Source organism: Metabacillus litoralis (genome assembly GCF_007994985.1).
Taxonomy (GTDB): domain Bacteria; phylum Bacillota; class Bacilli; order Bacillales; family Bacillaceae; genus Metabacillus; species Metabacillus litoralis.
Genome location: NZ_VOQF01000008.1, coordinates 65,044 through 85,935, shown reverse-complemented (window position 1 = coordinate 85,935; position 20,892 = coordinate 65,044). Strand labels below are relative to the sequence as shown.

Below are 20,892 nucleotides of genomic sequence, written 5' to 3'. Positions count from 1 at the left end.
CGAATGCCTGTAACGGAAATCAACAACAAAGTTTAACAGAGCCTAAAAATTAGATCAAAAAAAGAAAAGATAGGAAGGGACATACTTAAAGAAATCATCAAAAAAAAATAAATCTAAGTTCAGTTTAGCTGAAAAACAAGTTCGTCCCATTGCGCTTCAGACACTCAAATTCGCCTAGGGAGGAAGCTGAGCATCCGCGTGCTTAGGTCTCAGCACATTCTCTATTGCCGTAGGAGTCTTAGTGTCTACCTCTCCATTCCACTAGTTTTTAAAAATAGTATGCAAAATCAAAAAATATTTAAGACAAAAAATAAAAACCCGAACTATTAGGCAAAGATCAATTGAACAATCGCCTAATAGTTCGGGTGTATCATTAGCTTAAATAATTATGTCTCAGCACCTTAAAATTAATGTTTACTTATTATTATCTCTAAACTCATTCATGAAAGAAGCTAGTGCCTCACATGCTTCTTTTGGTACAGCATTGTAAGTAGAAGCTCGGCAGCCACCAACAGAGCGATGACCTGCAAGACCAATAAAGTTACGTTCCTTAGCTTCTTGAAGGAATTTTTTTGTTAGCTCTTCATTTGGGAGTGTGAAAGTAATGTTCATTAAAGAACGACTATCATCTGTTGCATGTGCTTTATAGAATCCGTTACTATGATCAATAGCAGAATAAATAGCACCAGCTTTTTCTTCATTAATCTGTTGTACTTTTTTAACTCCACCTTGTTCTTTTACCCATTCCAACACTAAAGAAAGCATATAGATAGCAAACGTAGGGGGTGTATTGTATAAAGAATTGTTTTTTACATGTGTAGAATAGTTTAAAATGGTTGGAACATTTTCATTCGCAGTTTCAAGGAATTCCTTTTTAGCAATCACAACAGTTACACCTGAAGGACCAAGATTTTTCTGTGCTCCAGCATAAATAAGTGAAAACTTCTCAACATCAATTTCTTTACATAAAATATCACTAGACATATCAGCAATTAATGGGATAGAGCTTGTTGGGTACTCATTCCATTGTGTACCATAAATAGTGTTATTAGATGTAATATGAAGATAAGCACCATCTTCAGTATCAGCTAAAGAATAGTCTTTAGGGATATGTTTATAATTTTCTTCTTTACTTGAAGCAAGAATTCGAGTTTCACCAAACATTTTTGCTTCTTTTAGTGCTTTTTCAGACCAAGCACCTGACATAATAAAGTGTGCTGTCTTATTTTCTTGTAAGAAATTCATAGGAATCATTGAAAATTGTAAACTAGCTCCACCTTGTAAGAATAAAACTTCATAAGTATCAGGAATTCCTAGTAATTCTCTTAACAAAGAGTTAGCTTTGTTATGGACTTCTTCATAATCTTTACTACGATGACTAAGTTCCATAACTGACATACCTGTGTTGTTGAAATTAACCAATTCTTTTTGCGCACGTTCTAATACTGGTAATGGTATTGCTGCTGGTCCTGCATTAAAATTATAAGCTCTCAATCTATTGCCCTCCTAAGATAGTACGTAAAATAATACTCATATCCTATCATGAAAAGGGCAGGAAATGTAGACTGAATATTTGTATCTTTATGAAATTTTATCAAGTAAGCGTTTTTATTTGTGATTTATAGAATTTTAACTGGTATATGTTTGAGTTAAATTTATTTTTTCGTATTGCAGAGATAACCAGTCAAAGGCTAGTTCATGTATTTTGTCATTTTATTATTAACTATAAATGATTTTGATTTTCACTTGATTTATCGATAAACATTTAAAAATCAAAAAGACCAAAATTGCGTGATCTGATCGTTGCAATTTTGGTCTTTTTTAATAAGTCTATTTTCGTTTGTTTTGTTGTTTTTAATTATGAAAGTTCACTTTTAATAGATGAAGCGATTTCTTGTAGTTGCTCTGGTGAATATTGATCAGCATGTGATTTCCATACAGCACCAAAACCATCACCTTTGCCATATCTAGGCACAATATGCATATGATAATGGAAAACAGATTGTCCTGCTTGTTCTCCATTGTTGTTCAATAAATTCAAGCCAACAGGGTTAAATTGCTTTTTAATGGCATTAGAGATCTGAGGGATAACTTCAAAAACTTTGCTTGCAATTTCAGGAGTTAATTCATAGATGTTTTCTTTATGTACTTTTGGTATAACAAGGGTGTGACCCTTCGTTACTTGGCTAATATCAAGAAAGGCAACGACATGGTCATTTTCAAAAACTTTTGCACAAGGAATTTCCTCATTAACGATTTTACAAAAAATACAATCACTCATTGTACGTACACTTCCTTTTAAAAAATATTCTAAGTCAACAAGTTTCAACAGCATTCTTCATGTATGTATGTTACTTTAAATCTTATTCTAAGGTATAAAATGTTTAGCTACAAGCTTTGGCACAATATTTTACCTTAATAAAGAAAAGTACCAGACATCAAGATGAAGTACTTGTTTAAAAATCAAATCAAAAAGAACAGGATGAATCGAATGATCATCCTGTTCCTCGAGAAAGGGTATTTTTACTCAATAAATGGGAAATTATCTTTGACAAACACCTCATTTAACATTTTATTTAAATGTTAGTTGATGTGATATTCACCATTGTTCAACGCAACCATCCCCTTGTTAATTGATAAAACAAAAGCTAACGGAGTTTGAACTGTATTTTAACAAACACCTCATTTACAAAATGATGTTAATGCGAGCTTCTAATTCAGAGAATTACGGCCCGTAGACACCTCATTTCGAAATTTTGTGTTTACTTTCAATGGTTTATAATGAAAGCTCATTATCTTTGATAAACACCTCATTTAACATTTATTTAAATGCTATCTGAATGTGAAATCACCATTGTTCAATACAACCATCCCCTTGTTAGTTGTTTATACAATCATTAACAAACGAGAGAACTGTCTTTGACAAACACCTCATTTACAAAATGATGTTATATGCGAGCTTCTAATTCAGCAGAATTACGGCCCGTAGACACCTCATTTCGAAAAGTGTTAATTCAATGGAAAAGAACTAAATCCCTTGAGTTAAAAAAGAATGTCTGGAACAAACACCTCATTTAGAAGTTTTCGTTTTGACAAGTAACCCTTCCTCACTAATTATGATGTCCGAAGATCAAAAGAATATACGAGAAAATATATTTCTTAATTAGGACATGTTATCGTGATTTTGATACTATTAAAGAAGTACTTTTAAAACATGATCGCAAATAAAATAATAAGTGATTTTGCAAAGAAATGGTTAGGAGATCGTGTGGATTAAAATAAATATTATTTCTTTTAAGTTAACTGATAAAATACATGCATTCTAAAGAAAAAGGAGATCCGCTAAATGACATTGCTTAAAGTAGAAAAATTAACGGGTGGCTATACTCGTAATCCCGTTTTAAAAGAAATATCCTTTGAAGTGAACAAAGGACAAATTGTTGGGTTAATTGGTTTAAATGGGGCCGGTAAAAGTACAACAATTAAACATATTATTGGAATAATGGAAGCACATAAAGGCGAAATCTTGATCAATGGAAATTCCTTTGCCAAAGATGCAGCAAGCTATCGATCGCAATTTAGTTTTATACCCGAAACACCTATTTTATATGAAGAACTCACTTTACATGAACACCTTGAATTAACAGCAATGGCATATGGACTTGATAAAGACACCTTTAATAAGCGGCTTCAGCCTTTATTAAAAGAATTTCGCATGGAAAAACGCTTGAAATGGTTTCCAGCTCATTTTTCTAAAGGTATGAAGCAAAAGGTCATGATTATGTGTGCCTTTTTAATTGAACCATCACTTTATATTATAGATGAACCATTCGTTGGGTTAGATCCACTTGCGATAAACTCATTGCTAGAAATGATGGAAAAAGCAAAGAATCAAGGATCAGGAATATTGATGTCTACACATATTTTAGCAACTGCTGAACGATATTGTGATTCATTTGTTATTTTACATAATGGAGAAATTCGCGCAAAAGGAACGCTCCTTGAATTAAGAAAACAGTTTGGGATGAATGATGCTACTTTAGATGATCTTTATATTCAGTTAACAAAGGAAGATCAAGATGAAGAGCATTGAGGAAATCTGGAGTACTAGAATAAATCATCATATAAATGAGACGAGAGCATATTTGAAATACATGTTAAATGATCATCTGTTATTTGTATTTATCTTTTTAGGTGCTGGTGGTGCTTTAACGTATTCCCAGTGGCTTGAAGTATTACCACCTGATTTTCCTGCTGTATTAATAATGACGCTAACGTTTACGTTTATTCTATTAACATCAAGCGTTCGAACATTGTTAAAAGAAGCAGATATTGTCTTTCTACTGCCGATGGAGCATAAGCTTGACTCCTATTTTAAAAAGGCATTTTCTTATAGTATGATATCGCAATCTTTTATTGTGATTGTATCCATGATTTTATTTGCACCATTATATTTAAAAGCAACAAACGCTAATGGAAGAGTACTGTTGCTTAGTATTGTCCTTCTTTTAGTCATAAAGTTTTGGAATTTGAGAATAAGCTGGAAAATGGGATACTTTACAGAGTCTTCATCCAAATGGAATGATCTAATTGTGAGGTTTGCCATTAATGTACTGGCAATCTTTTTCCTGCTCTCGCAGCAGTATATTTTTGTAGGCATTGTCTTTTTCATAATGTTTGCATACGATCTTTACTTCTCTAAAATTATATCTAAGAAAGCAATAAAGTGGGAGCAGTTAATCCAAAAAGAAGATAGCAAAAAGCAATCCTTTTATAAGATAGCAAACTTGTTTACTGATGTACCAAAGCTCAAAAAACAGGCAAAAAGAAGGAAGTATTTAGATTGGTTTGTTAAGCAGATAGCGTATCGTCAGGAAAATGTTTATGAGTATTTATTTATAAGAGCATTTTTGCGATCTGGGGATTATTTAGGAATTTTTGTAAGGTTAACGTTAATTGGGAGTATCATTATAACGTTTATAGAGAATCAGCTTTATGGAAATGCGATGATAGCGATTTTCTTTATCTTTTTAACAGGTATTCAAATTATGAGTCTTTACAAGCATTATGAGCTTCTGGAGCTACCAAATTTATATCCTAAAGCAGAAAAACGAAAACTTTCGAGCTTTTTAACAATAATGTTTAGAATGTTACTTATACAAGTGTGTGTTTATTCTTTAGTAACAGTATTCACTGCAAACTTAATAACGTTTGCTATAACGCTTCTGTCAGGAATAGCTTTTGTAGCCATTTTTGTTTTTGTTTATATGAATAACCGTATAAAGAAGAAAGAAAAGGTTGGATTATGATGGGGTATGAATCTCAAATGGCTGAAGAAGCTAGATTATGGAAACATAAGCTTTTAAGAAGGCCATCTCTTTTTGAACGAACATCAAAAAAAGCACAAAGTAAAATGAATACCTTCATTCCGGAAAAAGTACATCAGACAATCACAGAAAGCATTAAAAAAATGGTAGAAGCAACTCTTGTTGGTTCAAATATGACTACTTTTCCGAAGAAGATTGACAATTTAACCTTTGAAGAGCGGGAGAAATTAGTTGAAAAATCTATTGGAGCTTTCAAAAAAACAGCCGCAATAGAGGGTGCTTCTACAGGTGCTGGAGGGATCTTTCTAGGGCTTGCAGATTTTCCGTTATTGCTCGGAATCAAAATGAAATTTTTATTTGAAGTAGCAAGTATTTATGGCTACAGTACGAAGGAATATGAAGAGCGGTTATTTCTTTTATATGTTTTTCAACTAGCTTTCTCCAGTGATACACATAAAGAACAGGTACTAGAAATGATTGAAAACTGGGAAGTGAAGAAACATGAAATAAAGGATTTAGATTGGCGTGTATTTCAGCAAGAATATCGAGACTATATTGATTTAGTTAAGCTAATGCAGGTATTACCTGGTATTGGAGCAGTTGTTGGTGGGGTTGCTAACTACCAGCTGTTAAACCAATTAGGGGAATGTGCAATGAATTGTTATCGTTTAAGGCTATTTTCTAAACAGCAATAGTGGAAAAAAAGAAGCTGGGACATAAATAAATCTAAATTCAGTTAAGTTGAAAGAAACAAGTTCGTTCCATTGCGCTGCAGACATAAGATTCGCCGGGGAGGAAGCTAAGCCTCCTCGTAAGCTGCGCGCATGTGGGGTCTTGAGCCTTTCCTCTGCACCCGCAGGAGTCACAAATGTCTTCCGCTCCATTCCACTAAGTTCTTTAAAATAGTTTCCAAAATCAAAAAATCTATTAAAGTCAGCAAATAAAAACCCGAATTATTAGGCGAATGATTAATTGAAATATCACCTAATAATTCGGGTTTATCATTAGCTTAAATACTTATGTCCCAGCCTCCTGCTTTTGCCTATTTATTTAGATTAAGTCCATGTGATTCACAATAATCCAGCTGATATTGAATCGTTGCTTTGCATAATGTTTTAGCTGCTATTAGCATGCCCTTTTCATCAATATCAAATTTTGGGTGATGATGAGGGTAAACATCTTTTGAATGAGCTGGTTTAGCTCCTGTAAAAAAGAAGGTACCTTTTACATGCTGCAAATAATAAGCAAAATCCTCACCACCCATTTGAAGTGGAGTTTCTTCTACCTCATATACACCAGGAACCTGTGCTGCATGTTTCCTCAGAAATTCTGTTTCGTCGTGATGATTCACAACTGCTGGATAGCCTCTAAAGAAATCAAATTCATATTCAGCATTATGCATTAAACATGTTCCTTTTATAATATTTTCAATATCTTCCTCAATTTGTGTCCGAATGGCATCATCAAAGGTTCGAACAGTGCCAATGAGCTTTGCTGAATTAGCGATTATATTAAAGGCATTTTCTGCAACAAACGAACCTACCGATACAACTGCAGAAGAAACAGGATCTACTTTACGACTTACAATTTGCTGTAGATTTGTGACAATTTGCGAACCAATTAATATAGCATCTTTTGTTTTATGTGGCTGTGCTCCATGTCCACCTTTACCTTGAACTATAATCTCAAATCGATCTGCTGCAGCCATGATTGGACCTGAACGATATTGAATTTTACCTACCGGCTCACTTGCCCAAAGATGAGTTCCGAAAATCACATTAACACCTTCTAGGCAGCCGTCATTAATCATAGACAAAGCCCCACCTGGAGCATATTCTTCTGCATGCTGATGAATAAGCACAACATTTCCATTTAATAAGTTTTTGTGTTGATTAAGAACCTTTGCTAAAACAAGTAATGTTGCTGTATGACCGTCATGGCCACAAGCATGCATAACTCCAGGAACGGTTGATTTATACTCTACATCTTTTTCATCTTGTATGGGTAGAGCATCAAAATCAGCACGTAATGCAACTGTAGGACCAGGAAGTTCACCTATGATTTTTGCAACAAGCCCATTCCCGCCAACATTCTCTCGGATTTCAATTCCAAGATCTTGATAATATTTTTTTATAAAGGCAGCTGTTTCCACTTCTTGAAAAGATATCTCTGGGTGCATATGTAGATATCGACGAATATCGATCATGTCGTTAAAATGTTGGTCTAGATTTGACCATAGCTGATCAAGCATATTTTTCCTCCTTAAGATTTATAGATATATTTCAAAAAGCTTTTTTCAATAAAGTCTGTGTAAAAGCATATGTTTGTTAAAACAAATGTATTAAAATAGTAAGAAATTTAATCTAGTAGTCGTGATAAGCCAAATAGGTTAGATCGATTGTAGTTAAAAATTTTGAAAATTACAAGAATTATTTTTGGAGGAAAAGAGTTTGATGAAAAGAATAGTTGTAGTCTCGATTTTAGTGATTTTATTTTCTGTATTAGTGTTCCTAACGAAACTAGAGTCAATGATGGATTTGGAGCGGAAAATAGGTGAGAGACTTTACGATTTGTCTGAGCTGACATTGTTTAACGTTATTCACTGGATTGGTATGTTAGCTTCTACAGGTGGAATTGTAGCAATCTTGTTTATAAGTATGATCTTTTTTATCATCAGAGGAAAAAAGTTTATTGCGGCAGTTATGCTATTTACTTCAGTTTTAGTAGGGAACATCCTAAATAAACTTGTAAAAGAAATTATTGCAAGAGATCGTCCTAGCTTTACTGGTCATTTGGAGGAAGGATATAGCTTTCCAAGTGGTCACGTAATGGTTGGGGTAATTCTATATGGAATGATAGCTTACTATCTAATTCAAAGTAATATAACAGCCTTAAAGAAGAAATGGACAATTCTATTTACTGGTATTTTGCTTTTCTTAATTGGATTTAGTCGATTAGTAGAGGGTGAGCATTATTTCACAGATGTGATTGGCGGCTATATAGCAGGTGGAATACTGTTAGTAGCGATGATTTCCATCGATTATTTTATACATAGTAGATTTTTAATTAAGAAAGAGAAAACCATGTCAATATAAGGCTTAAACAATTCGATACTTATGTTTAGCAAAGTCAATAGTAGTGAAAATAAAAAGAAAGGAGTGAATGAAAAATGAAAAACCTTCATGGAATCATACTAATACTTTTTCTTAGCTTCTTAGTTGTTGCTTGTTCAAATACTGCTAGTGATGATAATAAACCAGAAAGTGAACAATCTGAAGCACAACAAGAAAATGATGAACCTTTGAAAGAAGAAACCCCAAACCAAACAGTAGATCCTGATGATGAACAACTACAAGAGGATAATGAAAATAGTGAAAAGACGGAATTTAATGCAGAAAAAATCATGAATGAGTATAAAACAAGCTTCTTGAGCTTAGCACAAGAAGCGGAGAATGATGGTAAGCTAACGTCTATTCAAACACAAGAGCAGTTAATGTCATATCTACAACAAAACATGTCAAAAGACCTTGCTTCATCATATGCTAACACTTATTTTCGCGTAGAAAGTGATGGAGTTTATATTAAAGCGACGGATTCTCCAACTTGGTTAGATCTAAGTCAAACCTTTGAAATAGAAAAAATAAATGAAAGTGAATATAAAGTTAGTCAAGAACGAAATAATGAATTAATAGGTCATGTGAATGTAACTTATAAAATAATATTCAAGGATGATCGTTGGATTGTAGATGGTATTCAAACAGAAAAAGTGGAAAGTAATACTAAGCCAAAAATTGATAATGAAGACAGTAAGAATAACATTAGTAAAAAAGATGCAGTAAGGCTAGTGAGAGACCATCTAAATCTAAATGGAAATAACAAAATGACCGTGAAAGTAGATCATCAGGAGAAAAATAAATATGTTGTACATGTTTTTGAAGTTGTCAAACAAGACAATCACTCACATACAGCAACATTAGGATGGTACTACGTATATAAGTCAGACGGAAGAATTGAAAATATGATGGAATAACAGTTTTAGGGTCAGTTTCCTCTTTAAAGAGGAAACTGACCCCTTTTTTATTCCTTTTTTTACTTGATAAATTATGGAAAGTAATATATAGTACATTACAACAGTAATGTACTATATATTAAACAAGTGAAGGAGGTCTGTGCTTGAAATTTGATGGAAATCAATCAATACCAATATACATTCAAATTGCCGAATGGTTAGAAACTGAAATTTTAAGAGGAAATCATAAACAAGATGAAAAGATTTATTCTCAATATCAGCTGGCAGATATGTTTAATATTAATCCGGCTACGGCTGCTAAGGGTCTAAATATTCTTGCTGATGAGGAAATTTTATATAAAAAACGAGGGCTAGGGATGTTTGTAGCTAAAGAAGCTGAACAAATTATTTTGACGAAAAGAAAAAACCAAATATTAAAGAAACTAGTCAATGATCTTGTTATCGAAGCGGAGCGCTTACACGTTAGTGAAGAAGAGCTGCTACAACTGATTAAAGCTGCAAATAAAAAAGGTGAGGGGGAAGCTAAATGAATGTAATTGAATGTAAAGAGGTATCAAAAGTTTATCATCAGAAAAAGGCACTTAGTAACCTTTCATTCTCGATTGAAGAAAATAAGATTACAGGTTTAATTGGTAGAAACGGAGCTGGAAAAACAACCCTTTTAAAAATAATTGCTGGTTTTATTCATGAAACAGAGGGCGAGACTTTTGTTTTTGGTGAAGAACCATTTAATAATTTACACGTATCAGCTAACAGAATATTTATAGATGATCAAATGATTTTTCCTCATTCATTAACATTAAAGGACATTCTTAGAACGGCGGCTAGCTTTTATCACAATTGGGATAATGACTTAGCAGAGCGCCTTGTTTCCTATTATTCTTTCAACCTGAAGCAGAGACATCATCATTTATCAAAAGGAATGAAAAGTACATTTAACAGCATAATTGGCTTGGCTGCAAGATGCCCGTTAACGATATTTGATGAACCAACAACAGGAATGGATTCATCTGTTAGAAAAGATTTTTATCGATCATTATTAAAAGAGTATCTAAATTTTCCTAGAACAATCATTTTATCTAGTCATTTATTAAATGAAATTGAAGATCTGCTAGAAGATATTCTACTTATTAAAGACGGAGAAAAATGCCTTCATGTATCTCTTGAGGAATTGAAGGAATATGCTATTGCTCTTAATGGTGATGAAGAGAAAGTAAAAGAAATCACATCAAATAGAGAGATTCTTTATGAAAAAAAGATCGGAATAAATCAACTTTACGTTGTAGTGAAAAATGATTTGTCGCTAAGAGAAAAAGAACAGACTGTTTTTAGTAATATCGAATTAAGTGCTGTACCTTCTGATGATGTTTGTTCTTATTTAACAAATAAATCGATCGGAGGGATTGATGATGTTTTTAACAGAGGTTAAGCTGTGGGATATTGTAAAAAAGCAAACACAATATAAGTTAAATGCCTATTTAAGTGTTTTTAGCTCACTATTATTTATCCAAGTTGTAGGTATACTGTTTTCAACAAATGGAAGTGGAAATACTAGTATGGGCTTTAATGGCGATTCAATAAATATCAGTTTTTTAACTGGTGATCTTATTATCATCTTTACGATCATATGGGCTTTAATAAGCGCGATTATTATCACAACAAAAGCTAGTCGTAATGATGATTTTATCTTTATATCAAATCGCTTAAGTAGCAATCTCTCTAATATACTTTTTCTTATTATAGCAAGCATTGTTGGTGGTGTTACCTCTATACTATCTGGAATATTACTAAAGGTGATTTTGTTATTTGTTTTACATGATGATTACACGTTAGGTACATTAATTAGTTTTCAAGAATTGCTTTTAGGTATGTTTGTTAGTTTTTTATATATTATTCTATTGGCTGCAATTGGTTATTTTGTCGGAATGGTAACTCAAATAAGTAAGTGGTTCGGCGTTTTAATTCCCGCATTGCTCATCGGTAATTCGATCATAAGTGCCAATCAAGGTAAAGAGGAATTTTTAGTTGCTGAAGTGGTTAAATTTTTTGCCCAAGAATCATCTTTACTTTTATTTTTTGCGAAAGTTATTTTTACATCAAGTATTTTGTTTTTCTTGTCAGTTATTCTTTCGAATAAAATGGAGGTGAGGAAATGATGTTTATATCACTTCTACCGATCGTTATTATTTTATTTTTAATATTTGTAGCTTTCCAATTAAACAAAGTTATAAGCAACACAGGTATTTATGAAAGATTGAACCTGAAATGGTTGCTGGGTTTATATGCTGTTGTTTTGATTTTATCGGTTTGTCTATTTTACCTTTTTCCTTTTGATATAGGTTCAAAAAATGTTGTGGATAATAAAAAAGAAATTCTTAATGCGCAAAACGAGAGTGATGCATTATTGACTGCTGCTCTTGAAGGTAAGAAAATAAGTGGAGAAAATCTAAAGGGAGTTTTAACGAGAGAAGAACTGAATATCCCATTTGAACATAATGAGCTTGAAATATTTGCTGAAGAGCAACATGGGAGTAATATTGTATTAGTTGAAAGGAAATCTACGAATGATCAGAAAATAAATGTTACTCAATATTATACAAGAGCAATTTTAGGTAATATTGAAGTAACAGAAGAAATAAAACCATATATAGTTGAACTAAATGAAAAAACATTATCGATTATGTATCCTGAACCATTAGATATTCAAGTCGGAAAGTTTGCCAAAGAATTTACGATAACGCAGTTTACAGGTGAAGGTGGTCTCTTTGATACTATGAACGATGATACTGATGCAAGAGGAGAAAGCGTTATTTATGTGAAAGTACCAAAAGATGTTGAAATTATCGATCCGAGTGAATCTTTAATTTATGTTAATTAGAGTAATGGAACATAACTAATTTCATAAAAGTAAGAGAAAAAACCAACTCCAGCGCTAAGAGTTGGTTTTTTTGAAATAGCTGTTTTATTATATTTTTTCTGTAATCAGTGATTTCGGATATCCGTTCAAATATTTAACTGAAATTATTACATTAAAAGCAGCATTATTAAAGTTAAGAGCTTTTAAAATTTATTGGTTAGGAAAGCCAGGTGGGTAATAATATGGCGGAACTTTAATCCATCCTCGTTTTCGCATTAATGTTTTTAAAGTAGTTCCAAAAACAACCCAATCTGTATAAAATTGAAGCCAAATCAAACCTACATCACTTCGTATCGCATCAGCTTGTCCTTTAGCACATGCTTGCATACAAACAACTAATTTAAAGGTAATTCCATTTGTAATTTCATCATCTGTTAGCTTAACACCGAGTGGAACTTCTTTTGAATCAGAATTTGGTTTTGCAGATGTTACATCAGGTAATGGAACTCCCTCCTTCTTCATAAATTGACTTAATCTTTTTACCTGTGATTCACATAATTTAATTGCATCAGTAAGCATTTCTAACACTTCATCATCTGTAGAAGTATTTAACCCTATTTCTTCATATCGAATAAACTCCTCAACCAAAGTTACATATTTCCAAAGATCCCCTACTTCAATTACATGTAAAGGAGATTTAGGTTCATCTACATTATCAATAGCAATTTTTAATGTATTCCACACTGCCTCAAAAGGGTTTGGCATATTTTCACCTCCTTCTTTATACTATTTCCTATTTGAACTAACAAATGTAAAAGATTTCTAATTGCTATAATTCTATGTAATGATCTCCTTTATTTAAAGGAATATATCAAGTATTAACGAATAGTTTAATTAGATGTAATTTTTAAACTGAACGATGGGAGAGAGAACATGGAATATAAAACTTTAGGTAAAAGTGGTTTATTAGTTTCAGAGCTTTGTTTAGGGGCGATGACGTTCGGCAATGAGGTGAATGAATCTCAATCAATAGATATGATACATAGTTTTCTTGATCAAGGCGGTAATTTCATAGATACAGCTGATGTATATGTTGGTGGTGAATCTGAACGTATTGTTGGTAAGGCAATTAAGGAACGAAGATCTGAGGTTGTTTTAGCAACAAAGGTTAGAATGCGGGTAGGTCCACAACCAAATGATTTTGGTTACTCTAGAAGACGTATACTAGAAGGAGTCGATCAAAGCTTAAAACGATTAAATACAGATTATATTGATCTTTATCAGCTTCATGTATGGGATAATATTACACCTATAGAAGAAACAATTAGAACATTAGATGATCTTGTAAGTTCTGGGAAAGTTAGATACATAGGCTGTTCAAATTTTTTAGCTTGGCAAATGATGAAGGCACTTTCTTATAGTGACTTTCATAATATGGTTCGTTTTATCTCAATACAACCACAATATAGTTTGCTAAATCGTGAAATGGATCGCGAAGTTCTTCCACTTTGTAAAGAAGAAAATGTCGGAGTGATTCCATGGGCACCAATCGGTGGTGGATTTTTAACTGGAAAGTATAAACAAGGAGAAACTCCATCTAGTGGCAGATTATCAAAAGGAATTGGAGAGTCTAGCTGGGAATATAGAGCTAATGCTAGAAACTTTGACATCCTTCATGCAGTTCAAGGAATTGCTCAATCTATCAATAAAACACCTGTACAAGTTGCATTAAATTGGCTGCATAACAAAGAGGAAATCACCTCACCAATCTTTGGTGCTAGCAGTTTAGAGCAATTTGAAGAAAACATGGGGAGTGTGGGTTGGAAGTTGAGTGATGAACATTGGAATCAGTTAGACAATATAAGTAAGCTACCAAGTGAGTATCCGACAAGGTTTTTGGAGAAGTTTAGACGTTAACAAAGATGTGATATAAAGTATAGAAATTAAAGAATTAATCGGAGGTTTCAAAAGATGAGTTATCAACCAAGTGAAAAAAGATATGATGAAATGCAATATAATCGATGTGGAAAATCAGGTATTAAACTACCAGCTCTATCTTTAGGTTTATGGCATAATTTTGGAGGGGAAGATACCTTTGAAAATGCTAGAGCATTAATTCAAAGAGCATTTGATTTGGGTATTACTCATTTTGATTTAGCAAACAACTATGGGCCACCTCCTGGTTCAGCTGAAGAAACATTTGGTCGGATCTTGAAAAAAGACTTTCAGGGCTATCGTGATGAAATGATTATTTCCACTAAAGCCGGTTATGATATGTGGCCAGGTCCTTATGGTAATTGGGGATCAAGAAAATATCTTATTTCTAGTCTTGATCAAAGCTTGAATCGAATGGGATTAGATTATGTTGATATTTTTTATCACCATAGACCAGATCCTGAAACACCTCTTGAAGAGACAATGATGGCACTTGATCAAGTTGTAAGACAAGGAAAGGCTCTGTATGTTGGCGTTTCTAATTACGGAACAGAAGAATCAAAAAAAGCCATTTCGATTTTAAGAGAACTTGGGACACCACTTGTTATTAATCAAGTTGCTTATTCCATGTTTAATCGATGGGTTGAAGATGGATTAACATCTTTATTAAGTGAAGAAGGTGTTGGATGTATTGCATTTGTACCACTAGCACAAGGTTTATTAACCAATCGTTATCTAGAAGGTATTCCTAGTGATTCTAGAGCATTAAAATCTAAAAGCTTCTTAAATAAAGATGATGTTACTGAAGAAGTTATTCAGAAAGTACAAAAACTGAATACGATTGCAAATGAGAGAGGTCAATCTTTAGCACAAATGGCATTAGCATGGGTATTGAGAGAACAAAAAGTGACCTCAGCATTAATTGGGGCAAGTAAAGTAAGCCAAATTGAAGAGAATATTGCTACTTTAAATAATCTAGAGTTTAGTAACGAAGAATTATCTTTAATTGACCAAATTCTAAAGAAATAATTTTCAGATCATATGTCTTTAGAGGGGTCTCTTAGTTTGTGTTGTTTTTTGTCGAAAATCTAATATATTACTGAAATTAGCAATTATATTATCCGAAGAAGCAAATAAATGATAACATAAAGCAAATAAGCGATAAGAAAGAGCAAATATATTATGAGATTGGGATAAAGCCCACCTCTTAGATGATAAAGCCGGTGACATTTTAAAAATGTCACCGGCTTTAATTTTTTATTTAATTAAAAAAGACCACTAATAAACAATGTTACAACATAAAAATTCTTTCTAAAAGAAGGGAACCTTTTGTTTTTAAAATTAAAACTAGTAATATCCCAGCCACTCTGTTTATATAAGCTCTATTCTGTAGTGTTGTTGTTTCTTCTAACAGACTTTATTCAGTGCTGTTTCCTTGAGGTTACTAAAAAGCAACAAAATTTTGTTAAAGTGTTTCATTGTTAAGGTATACCGGCATTCGTGAACCATGTAGAAAAATAGGGTAATGTTATGTAGAAAGATATTGTCATTTCCAAGGAAATATTGTCAGAACTGCAGAAAATGTTAGGAAATTAAAATCTGCAACTGACGCCAATAAAAAACCTCCGCAAAGGCAGAGGGATATGGTTTATTCTTCAATATTTATAAGTGAGTATGTGGTTACATATGAAGGTCGCGGGAATATGGAATGTTTATCGACTCCCTCACTTGTTCCTCTTTTTTTATGGGCATTTTCATATGCTTTTGATTCCTGCCAAGCTTTGAAGTATTGTTCATTTTCCCATAATGTTAAAATAATATATGTATCACCATTTTTAGGTCGTAATACCCGAATTGCAGAGAAGCCTGGTTCATTTTCGATTAATCGAGCTCTTTCGCTAAAACGTTTTTCAAAAAGTGGTTTTCCCTCTTCTGTAACAGGGATATTGTTTAGGACAGCATATAGGCCATTGCTTAGCTCTCCTGATGAATCTAACACTTCATACTTTTTAGGCTCATTGAAAATGGATTGTTCGGTTGTTTCATGAAAAAGTACAGTTGTATCAGCGTTTTCCATATGAAGCAGGTTCTTGTCGGGATGATCTTTTTTTATTTTTGCCAAATAGTCAGTTGTTCCGTAAGTTATGTAAAGATTCATTATTTCTTCACCTCATTAGTTAGTTTATGATCAATAGTACTAGTATTATTATAACAACTATATATTGATTTTTTCCAATTTTAGTGTTTTACACATATACCTACCTATTTTTAACAATACTAAGAAATATAAGGGGTGATTTTGAATGAAAAAGAAACTTCTTCTAACAGGACTCTCAATCGTAATGACGTTCATTATTGCTTTGTTAGGCTATTTATTCATTATATTTATGGGGAATTATGTAATAGATGAAGAAAAGCTCGTTATGAATACAGCATCGAAATTAGTCGATATGGAAGGTAATGAAATAACAAAGCTTTATTTAGAGAATAGAGAATTGGTCGATATATCTGAGGTGCCTGAGTATGTACAGCAATCCTTTGTTGCTGTTGAAGATCAAAGGTTTTATGAGCATCACGGAATTGATATGAGATCTATTGGTCGCGCACTTTATAAAGATATACTAGCTGGTGGGAAGGTTGAAGGTGGCAGTACAATTACACAACAACTAGCGAAAAACATATTTTTAACAAATGATAAAACACTTCTTCGAAAAACGAAAGAAGCGATAATTGCAGTCAATCTTGAAAGACGTTATAGCAAGAAAAAATTATTAGAAATGTATTTAAACCAAGTTTATTTTGGACATGGTGCTTATGGAATTAAGTCTGCTGCTGAATTTTATTTTGGTAAAGATGTTTCAGAGCTAACATTAGAAGAAGGTGCAGTTCTAGCCGGTATACCTAAGGCACCTACTAATTATTCTCCGATTAATAATCTTGCTAAAAGCAAAGAGCGTAGAGATATTATCTTAAGTTTAATGGGAGATCAAGATTATATTTCTTATGATGAGGTTGTTAGAACACAAGGGAAAACTGTGAAGCTCCAAGTTAGTGAAAAACATGAAAGTCCTTGGCTAACCACATATATTGATATGGTATTTGATGAGGCAAAGGAAAAATATGCAATTTCTAATGAAGAATTGTTAAGAGGTGGTTATACAATAACTGTTCCACTTCAATCAACGTTACAAAAATCAGCTTATGATCTTTTTCAAAAAAATGAGTATTTTCCTGGTACCGATGATCAAGCACAAGGTGCATTTATATTGTTAGACAACGATACAGGGGGGGTATTAGCAGCTGTTGGTGGCCGTAATTATGTTCCAAAAGGATTAAATAGAATCAAGATTCAAAGACAACCAGGATCCACGTTTAAACCTGTTGCGGTATACGCACCTGTTCTTGAGAATGGTTTATATAAACCTTATTCCTTATTAAAGGATGAGAAGGAAACATATGGTGATTATTCTCCTGAGAATTATGATAAACAATATTCAGGAGAAGTATCAATGTTTGATGCTATTATATCATCAAAAAATGCTGCCGCAGTCTGGACATTATCTGAATTAGGAATTAAAGAAAGTAAAAAATATTTACAAAGTCTAGACATTGGAATTAAAGATGATGGATTAGCTATTGCTTTAGGTGGATTATCAGAGGGAGTTACTCCAATTCAAATGGCTAATGCATATCGAACTTTTGCAAAAGGTGGAAGTTATAGTGAGCACCATCTTATTAATGAAATAAAAAGTGATGATGGGAAGGTAATAGCTGAACATTATGGTGAATTACAACAGGTTTTTTCTCCACAAACTTCATGGGATATGACAAGAATGCTGCAGCATGTTGTTAGTGAAGGAACAGCGAAAAGTGGAGAATTCAAAGGTGAACTTGCCGGGAAAACTGGCACAACTTCTTATCCAAATGTTGATGGTGCTTCAAAAGATGCATGGTTTGTTGGATATACAGAGAATGTTGTTGGTGCACTTTGGATGGGATATGATAAAACAGATGAAAACCATTACTTAAAGCATGGTAGCTCATATCCTACTAAGCTGTTTAAAGATATCTTAACAGATGCTAGCTGGGATCAAAACGTCGCTTTTTCAGTTCCAGATGGTGTGAATGATCTTGATAGCCCAATTCGAATACAGGAAATCAACCGGGTTGATGCTAGATATACATTCAAACCACTGGGCTTAATTACATTAACACTTGAATGGGATGCTCAGCAGGATGATCGTGTTGAGTACCGAGTTTATGAGAAAACACAAACTGGTACTACAAAGCTTGTTGGAAAAGTTAAAGGTGAAGGACATTATGAGATTCCTTATATTAATGTGTTTTCAGAAAGTACTTATTCTGTAGCTCCTTATAATGTACAAACAGATAAAGAAGGTATGCTCACAAAATCGATTAAACCTAGTCTTTTCAGTTCAAATGAATAAGTAATAAAAACAGTTTCATTGATTTATTCGTCTATTTTTTGACATTTGTATATCAAAGCTATACAACATGAAATGAAACCGTTATAGTTGAAAGGGCAGAGAGAATAATATAGAATTAGTATTAGATTATAATAAGTATTATTTAATAAAGGGGTTTTCCCCTTTTACATAGAAAGGTGGCCTTTTTAGAATGGCAGAAAAAAGATTCAATGATACGTTTTTAAAGGCGTGTCGAGGAGAAAAAACAGATCATGTGCCAGTTTGGTATATGAGGCAGGCGGGTCGCTCACAGCCTGAATACCGTGCAATTAAAGAAAAATATAGTCTTTTTGAAATAACGCATCAACCGGAGCTATGTGCTTATGTAACAAGGCTGCCTGTTGAACAATATGGTGTAGATGCTGCCATTCTTTATAAAGACATTATGACGCCACTTCCTGCTATTGGAGTAGACGTTGAAATTAAATCAGGAATAGGTCCTGTAATTGATGATCCAATTCGTTCACTAAGTGATGTAGAAAAATTGGGAGAAATTGATCCTGAAAGTGATGTTCCTTATGTATTGGATACAATTAAATTACTTACACAAGAACAGTTAGATGTTCCGCTTATTGGCTTTACAGGTGCTCCTTTTACATTAGCAAGTTATATGATCGAAGGAGGACCATCGAAAAGTTATAACAAAACAAAAGCATTTATGTACTCTGAACCGAAAGCTTGGTTTGCATTAATGGATAAATTAGCAGAGATGAGTATTGTGTATGTAAAAGCACAAATCAAGGCTGGAGCTAAAGCAATTCAAGTTTTTGATTCTTGGGTAGGAGCACTTAATGTGGCAGACTACCGTTATTATATAAAGCCGACAATGGAACGCATTTTCAGTGAATTAAGAGAAGAAAATGTACCTTTAATTATGTTTGGTGTTGGTGCAAGTCATTTAGCCCGTGAATGGCATGATCTCCCATTAGATGTTGTTGGTCTTGATTGGAGACTTCAAGTTCAAGAAGCTCGAGGTATGGGATTAACGAAAACGCTGCAAGGAAACCTTGACCCAGCTATTTTACTTTCTCCTTGGGAAGTAATTGAAGAAAGAGCTAAAGCTATACTAGATCAAGGTATGCAGCAGGACGGCTATATTTTTAATTTAGGTCATGGTGTATTCCCACAGGTAAATCCAGAATCTTTGAAGAAGTTAACAGCTTTTGTTCATGATTATTCTAAGCAGGTTAAAAGTAAGTAAGAAATAAATTATTAAACACATTCAAAATGGATGAGATCGATAAATGATGAGAAAATAAGCTGACGAATTGAATTAGAGGTGAATGACGTGAGTAAGAAAAAAATGGGTCTATTAGTTATGGCTTATGGTACACCATATAAAGAAGAAGATATTGAGCGTTATTATACACATATCCGCCACGGTCGTAAGCCAGCGCCAGAAGCACTACAAGATCTAAAAGACCGTTATGAAGCTATTGGAGGGATTTCTCCCTTAGCAAAAATCACATTAGATCAAGCGGAAAACCTTGAAAAGAATCTAAATGACATTCAAGATGATATTGAATTTAAAATGTATCTAGGTTTAAAGCATATTGAACCATTTGTGGAAGATGCTGTTAAACAGATGCATGAAGATGGGATCACAGAGGCAGTTAGTATAGTACTCGCTCCACATTTTTCAACATTTAGTGTGAAATCTTATAATGGACGAGCAAAAGAAGAGGCTGAAAAACTTGGAGGATTAACAATCACTTCAGTTGAAAGCTGGTATACTGAGCCAAAGTTCATTACCTATTGGGCAGACCGCTTAAAAGAGACATTTGAAAAAATGACTCAGCAAGAAAAAGATTCAGCCATTCTTGTTGTATCAGCGCACAGTTTACCAGAGAAGATCATTGCAAATGGAGATCCTTATCCACAGCAGCTTCAAGAAACAGCTGATTTAATTGCTGAAGCAGCAGGTGTTAAAAAATATGTAACAGGATGGCAAAGTGCAGGAAATACACCTGAGCCTTGGTTAGGTCCTGATGTTCAAGATTTAACACGAGACCTTTTTGAAGAAGAAGGATATAGAACATTTGTTTACATTCCTGTAGGCTTTGTAGCTGATCACTTAGAAGTACTTTTCGATAATGATTATGAATGTAAAGTGATCACAGATGAACTAGGTGCAAGCTATTATCGTCCAGAAATGCCAAATGCTAAGCCTGAATTTATTGATTGTCTTTCAACCGTTGTGTTGAAGCATTTAAAGGAAAATAAATAATAGACGTTTAAAAAGCAGTGGAAGCTCCA

The 20,892-nt window shown here is 33.4% G+C and carries 19 protein-coding genes; 14 read left to right on the top strand and 5 right to left on the bottom strand.

The genetic code is table 11. From position 1 onward, the window contains the following. Nucleotides 1–414: 414 nt before the first annotated feature. Nucleotides 415–1,494 (bottom strand): 3-phosphoserine/phosphohydroxythreonine transaminase, encoded by a 1,080-nt coding sequence (gene serC / locus FS935_RS15200; protein ID WP_146949508.1) that lies wholly within the window; start codon nt 1,492–1,494, stop codon nt 415–417. Nucleotides 1,495–1,858: 364 nt separating this feature from the next. Continuing rightward, entirely contained in the window at nt 1,859–2,281 is a 423-nt protein-coding gene (locus tag FS935_RS15195) for an HIT family protein (protein WP_146949681.1), read from the bottom strand. 1,065 nt (nt 2,282–3,346) lie between these two features. Between FS935_RS15195 and FS935_RS15190 the strand changes: the two genes are divergently transcribed. From FS935_RS15190 to FS935_RS15180, 3 genes are read left to right on the top strand one after another with little or no spacing between them, the layout of a single operon-like run. Next, on the top strand, nt 3,347–4,093 hold the full coding sequence (locus FS935_RS15190) for an ABC transporter ATP-binding protein (protein ID WP_146949507.1): 747 nt from the start codon (nt 3,347–3,349) through the stop codon (nt 4,091–4,093). Further along, the gene (locus FS935_RS15185) at nt 4,080–5,309 is read left to right on the top strand and encodes an ABC transporter permease (protein ID WP_146949506.1); all 1,230 of its coding nucleotides are present in this window, start codon (nt 4,080–4,082) and stop codon (nt 5,307–5,309) included. Before FS935_RS15190 ends, FS935_RS15185 begins: the two co-directional genes overlap by 14 nt. Next, the gene (locus FS935_RS15180) at nt 5,306–6,022 is read left to right on the top strand and encodes an EcsC family protein (protein ID WP_146949505.1); all 717 of its coding nucleotides are present in this window, start codon (nt 5,306–5,308) and stop codon (nt 6,020–6,022) included. Before FS935_RS15185 ends, FS935_RS15180 begins: the two co-directional genes overlap by 4 nt. A 347-nt stretch (nt 6,023–6,369) precedes the next feature. On the opposite strand, the gene FS935_RS15175 is transcribed toward FS935_RS15180, so the two are convergent. Then, entirely contained in the window at nt 6,370–7,578 is a 1,209-nt protein-coding gene (locus FS935_RS15175) for an amidohydrolase (protein ID WP_146949504.1), read from the bottom strand. Between the two features lie 202 nt (nt 7,579–7,780). On the opposite strand from FS935_RS15175, the gene FS935_RS15170 reads away from it, so the two are divergent. The 6 genes from FS935_RS15170 (at nt 7,781) to FS935_RS15145 (ending at nt 12,235) form a co-directional block, all read left to right on the top strand. Then, a complete protein-coding gene (locus tag FS935_RS15170) occupies nt 7,781–8,422 on the top strand; it encodes a phosphatase PAP2 family protein (RefSeq protein ID WP_240050926.1) in 642 nt (213 codons plus the stop codon). 74 nt (nt 8,423–8,496) lie between these two features. Then, nucleotides 8,497–9,357, top strand: coding sequence for a hypothetical protein (locus tag FS935_RS15165; protein ID WP_146949502.1), 861 nt, complete (start codon nt 8,497–8,499; stop codon nt 9,355–9,357). 143 nt (nt 9,358–9,500) lie between these two features. Further along, on the top strand, nt 9,501–9,887 hold the full coding sequence (locus FS935_RS15160; protein WP_205124304.1) for a GntR family transcriptional regulator: 387 nt from the start codon (nt 9,501–9,503) through the stop codon (nt 9,885–9,887). Next, nucleotides 9,884–10,786 carry an ABC transporter ATP-binding protein gene (locus FS935_RS15155; RefSeq protein ID WP_146949500.1) on the top strand — a complete coding sequence of 301 codons (903 nt, stop codon included), beginning with the start codon at nt 9,884–9,886 and terminating at the stop codon, nt 10,784–10,786. The genes FS935_RS15160 and FS935_RS15155 overlap by 4 nt, the downstream gene beginning before the upstream one ends. Continuing rightward, nucleotides 10,767–11,513 carry a hypothetical protein gene (locus tag FS935_RS15150; protein ID WP_146949499.1) on the top strand — a complete coding sequence of 249 codons (747 nt, stop codon included), beginning with the start codon at nt 10,767–10,769 and terminating at the stop codon, nt 11,511–11,513. The genes FS935_RS15155 and FS935_RS15150 overlap by 20 nt, the downstream gene beginning before the upstream one ends. Continuing rightward, nucleotides 11,510–12,235 carry a hypothetical protein gene (locus tag FS935_RS15145; protein WP_146949498.1) on the top strand — a complete coding sequence of 242 codons (726 nt, stop codon included), beginning with the start codon at nt 11,510–11,512 and terminating at the stop codon, nt 12,233–12,235. Before FS935_RS15150 ends, FS935_RS15145 begins: the two co-directional genes overlap by 4 nt. A gap of 189 nt (nt 12,236–12,424) precedes the next feature. Here the strand turns inward: FS935_RS15145 and FS935_RS15140 are convergent, their stop codons facing one another. Beyond that, nucleotides 12,425–12,979, bottom strand: coding sequence for a DUF3231 family protein (locus FS935_RS15140; RefSeq protein ID WP_146949497.1), 555 nt, complete (start codon nt 12,977–12,979; stop codon nt 12,425–12,427). A 168-nt stretch (nt 12,980–13,147) separates the two neighbouring features. Between FS935_RS15140 and FS935_RS15135 the strand changes: the two genes are divergently transcribed. Next, complete coding sequence (locus FS935_RS15135; protein WP_146949496.1) at nt 13,148–14,131, top strand: aldo/keto reductase; 984 nt, start codon at nt 13,148–13,150, stop codon at nt 14,129–14,131. Between the two features lie 54 nt (nt 14,132–14,185). Continuing rightward, nucleotides 14,186–15,178: an L-glyceraldehyde 3-phosphate reductase gene (mgrA, locus tag FS935_RS15130; RefSeq protein WP_146949495.1), complete on the top strand. Its 993-nt coding sequence runs from the start codon at nt 14,186–14,188 to the stop codon at nt 15,176–15,178. 619 nt (nt 15,179–15,797) lie between these two features. On the opposite strand, the gene FS935_RS15125 is transcribed toward mgrA, so the two are convergent. After that, nucleotides 15,798–16,307 carry an antibiotic biosynthesis monooxygenase family protein gene (locus tag FS935_RS15125; protein WP_146949494.1) on the bottom strand — a complete coding sequence of 170 codons (510 nt, stop codon included), beginning with the start codon at nt 16,305–16,307 and terminating at the stop codon, nt 15,798–15,800. A gap of 145 nt (nt 16,308–16,452) precedes the next feature. On the opposite strand from FS935_RS15125, the gene FS935_RS15120 reads away from it, so the two are divergent. The 3 genes from FS935_RS15120 to hemH all read left to right on the top strand — a co-directional run bounded on the left by FS935_RS15120 (nt 16,453) and on the right by hemH (nt 20,863). Continuing rightward, nucleotides 16,453–18,597 (top strand): transglycosylase domain-containing protein, encoded by a 2,145-nt coding sequence (locus FS935_RS15120; RefSeq protein WP_146949493.1) that lies wholly within the window; start codon nt 16,453–16,455, stop codon nt 18,595–18,597. Between the two features lie 190 nt (nt 18,598–18,787). Beyond that, the gene (gene hemE / locus FS935_RS15115) at nt 18,788–19,837 is read left to right on the top strand and encodes a uroporphyrinogen decarboxylase (RefSeq protein WP_146949492.1); all 1,050 of its coding nucleotides are present in this window, start codon (nt 18,788–18,790) and stop codon (nt 19,835–19,837) included. An 87-nt stretch (nt 19,838–19,924) separates the two neighbouring features. Then, the gene (hemH, locus tag FS935_RS15110; RefSeq protein WP_146949491.1) at nt 19,925–20,863 is read left to right on the top strand and encodes a ferrochelatase; all 939 of its coding nucleotides are present in this window, start codon (nt 19,925–19,927) and stop codon (nt 20,861–20,863) included. Nucleotides 20,864–20,892: the final 29 nt, after the last annotated feature.

What these genes read in the sequence shown, in the direction of transcription:
- FS935_RS15195 (WP_146949681.1), bottom strand. Translation starts at nt 2,281, where the DNA reads ATGAGTGATTGTATTTTTTGTAAAATCGTTAATGAGGAAATTCCTTGT.
- FS935_RS15190 (WP_146949507.1), top strand. Translation starts at nt 3,347, where the DNA reads ATGACATTGCTTAAAGTAGAAAAATTAACGGGTGGCTATACTCGTAAT.
- FS935_RS15185 (WP_146949506.1), top strand. Translation starts at nt 4,080, where the DNA reads ATGAAGAGCATTGAGGAAATCTGGAGTACTAGAATAAATCATCATATA.
- FS935_RS15180 (WP_146949505.1), top strand. Translation starts at nt 5,306, where the DNA reads ATGATGGGGTATGAATCTCAAATGGCTGAAGAAGCTAGATTATGGAAA.
- FS935_RS15175 (WP_146949504.1), bottom strand. Translation starts at nt 7,578, where the DNA reads ATGCTTGATCAGCTATGGTCAAATCTAGACCAACATTTTAACGACATG.
- FS935_RS15170 (WP_240050926.1), top strand. Translation starts at nt 7,781, where the DNA reads ATGAAAAGAATAGTTGTAGTCTCGATTTTAGTGATTTTATTTTCTGTA.
- FS935_RS15165 (WP_146949502.1), top strand. Translation starts at nt 8,497, where the DNA reads ATGAAAAACCTTCATGGAATCATACTAATACTTTTTCTTAGCTTCTTA.
- FS935_RS15155 (WP_146949500.1), top strand. Translation starts at nt 9,884, where the DNA reads ATGAATGTAATTGAATGTAAAGAGGTATCAAAAGTTTATCATCAGAAA.
- FS935_RS15150 (WP_146949499.1), top strand. Translation starts at nt 10,767, where the DNA reads ATGTTTTTAACAGAGGTTAAGCTGTGGGATATTGTAAAAAAGCAAACA.
- FS935_RS15145 (WP_146949498.1), top strand. Translation starts at nt 11,510, where the DNA reads ATGATGTTTATATCACTTCTACCGATCGTTATTATTTTATTTTTAATA.
- FS935_RS15140 (WP_146949497.1), bottom strand. Translation starts at nt 12,979, where the DNA reads ATGCCAAACCCTTTTGAGGCAGTGTGGAATACATTAAAAATTGCTATT.
- FS935_RS15135 (WP_146949496.1), top strand. Translation starts at nt 13,148, where the DNA reads ATGGAATATAAAACTTTAGGTAAAAGTGGTTTATTAGTTTCAGAGCTT.
- mgrA (WP_146949495.1), top strand. Translation starts at nt 14,186, where the DNA reads ATGAGTTATCAACCAAGTGAAAAAAGATATGATGAAATGCAATATAAT.
- FS935_RS15125 (WP_146949494.1), bottom strand. Translation starts at nt 16,307, where the DNA reads ATGAATCTTTACATAACTTACGGAACAACTGACTATTTGGCAAAAATA.
- FS935_RS15120 (WP_146949493.1), top strand. Translation starts at nt 16,453, where the DNA reads ATGAAAAAGAAACTTCTTCTAACAGGACTCTCAATCGTAATGACGTTC.
- hemE (WP_146949492.1), top strand. Translation starts at nt 18,788, where the DNA reads ATGGCAGAAAAAAGATTCAATGATACGTTTTTAAAGGCGTGTCGAGGA.